The organism is Burkholderia sp. Ac-20392 (assembly GCF_017104585.1).
Classification (GTDB): domain Bacteria; phylum Pseudomonadota; class Gammaproteobacteria; order Burkholderiales; family Burkholderiaceae; genus Burkholderia; species Burkholderia lata.
In genome coordinates, this window is the sequence record NZ_JAAGPB010000819.1 from 1 (window position 1) to 2306 (window position 2306).

Sequence of the window (2306 nt, forward strand, 5' to 3'; positions counted from 1 at the left end):
TCAATCGAGCGGCCGGCCGACGCACGCCGCCAGCCGCTGCGCCAGCAGCTCGGTGCTGACCAGGTTGCCCGCGAACTTGAAGCGCTGATCCGCGCGGCCCTGCAGCACGACGACCGAGCCGCCCGCGCCGCACGTGCAGCGCACCGACGGCCCGACGCGCACGCGATCGCCGAGCCGGTAGCGCAGCATCGCGAGGCCGGGGTTCGCGCGGCTCGTCACGAGGAGCTGCCCGTCCTCCTCCTCGAGGAAGAACCAGTCGTCGAGCACGTGGTAATGCCCTTCCGCGCAGCGCGGCGTGTGATAGCCGAGAAAACCCGTTTCGGTGGCGCCGTACAGCCCGAAGAACGCGGCATCGCGCCAGCGCCGCCGCACGATCGCGCGCTTGCGCTCGTTGAACGCCTCGCCGGTGTAGAGGATCTTCGTGACGTCGAGATCGACACCGTGCGCGTCGAGCAGCCGCAGGCATTGCAGCACGCTCGTCGGCGTACCGACCAGGACGTTGGGGCGGGCGCGGCCGATCAGGTTCAGCATCGCGGGCAAATCGGCGCCGTAGGCATCCAGCCGCCCGATCGGGAGTACGTTCGCGCCGATCGCTTCCAGCAGCCGGTTCACGCCGTCGTACAGCGTGGAAAAACCGCCGGCGGTAAACAGGTTCGCCACCCGGTCCGTCGGCGCGAGCGCCGTTCCCGCCAGCGCGTTAGCGAGCGCCCGGCCATAGGTCGTGTCGGGCCGCTTGCGCGCCGGCGCGTTGAGCAGCAGCTTGACCTCGCCGCTCGTGCCCGACGTGGTGTAGAACGTCGCGCCGGCCAGACCGTCGTGATCGAGACGGTCCAGCACGCGCCGCTTCAGGTCGTCGGCCGTCTCGATCGCGACCAGCGAGCGGAACGCCGCGTAGCTGGCCACGCCCGTCGGCAGCACATGCGCATAGCGGGCATCGTACGAAAGCGCTTCGCTCACGGCCGAGGAATCGAAGCGGGTCGTGCGGTCGGACATCGTGGGCTCCAGGTTCAGGCCGCGGTCACGCGCTTTCGCGCAGGAGACGCAATGAGATCTTTCCGGTGCTCGTGACCGGGAGGTCGTCGACGAACAGCACGTCGGCGATGCGCGGATACAACGGGAACGCGGCCCGGTAGCGGCTCAGGATGCGCGCCTTGAAATCCACCTCCGCACCGGCCGGCGTCAGGCCGGGCACGACGAACACCGTCAGCGCGCCGGTCTGCGGATCGGCGAGAAAATAGCTCTTGGCGATGTCGTCGAACGCGTCGAAATGCTGGTGCAGCAGGCTGACGTTGATCAGCCGGCCGTTGCACTTGACCGTCTCGTCCCGGCGGCCGACCCAGAACACCACGCCGTCGTCGCGGCGGAACACCAGGTCGCCGGATTCCAGCGTCGTGAACCGCTGCAGGCTGCCGTCCGGCAGCAGATAGCCGTGCATCGCATACGGCGTGCGGTAAAGCAGATGGCCGGGCTCGCCGGGGGCGCACGGCCGGCCCTGCGCGTCGACGATCGACAGCTCGATGCGCGGATCGATCGGTCGGCCCGGCGCGAGGACGCCCTCGAAGCAGTACGAATCGACGTGCGGCAGATCGTCCGGCGTGAGCGGCAGCGCGAAGATCCGCGGCCCCGATTCGGTCTGGCCGAAGTTGTTCCACACGCACGCGCCGAGCGCGAGCAGGCGGCGCACCTGCGCCGCGTAGATGCGGTCGGATGCATTGAGCACGACGATGCCGTCGAACCGCATGCCCGGCGTCACCTCGGCCAGGTCGCACACGCGCTCGGCAATGCTGCGGATCAGCGGCACGAAGCGGATCCGGCCGCTGCCCAGGTAGCCGAGCACCTCGTGCGCGGTCAGCGACGCCCGTTCGAGCCAGACGGTCGCGCCGGCCAGCAGGCCGTTCATCATCGTGGAGAAGCCGTACATGTAGTGCGTCGGGAACATGCACAGCACGCCGTCACCGGGCTGCACGCCCAGATAGCGGCCAACGGCCAGCGCGTTCTCGACCAGTTGCGCTTCGTCGTAGACGACCAGCTTCGGCGCGCTCGTCGTGCCCGACGTCATGAATACGATCTGCGCGCGCGGCGCGCCGGCGTCGGCCCACGCGAACGCGTCGGGCCCGGATGCTTCGGCTTCGGCCAGCGCCGGGTCGAGCACGACGACGGGCAGCCCGTCGCATGCGATCGACCGGGTCGCGACGACCGCGAGCGCATCGAGCCGGTACTGGCGCAGCGCGGCGGACAGCATCTTCGGGTCGCACAGGACGATCCGGCAGCCGAGCGTCGACGCGAGCAGCGTGAACAGGAAATAG

Annotated in this window: 2 protein-coding genes; both read right to left on the reverse strand. The window is 69.5% G+C overall.

Features of this window, described 5'->3' with window-relative positions; translation table 11 throughout:
• Positions 1-993, reverse strand: a complete 993-nt coding sequence (locus G3N99_RS38610) for a hypothetical protein (protein ID WP_241012070.1) — start codon at positions 991-993, stop codon at positions 1-3.
• A 25-nt stretch (positions 994-1018) separates the two neighbouring features.
• A partial coding sequence (locus tag G3N99_RS38615; protein ID WP_206125019.1) for a class I adenylate-forming enzyme family protein occupies positions 1019-2306 on the reverse strand: 1288 nt, incomplete at its 5' end.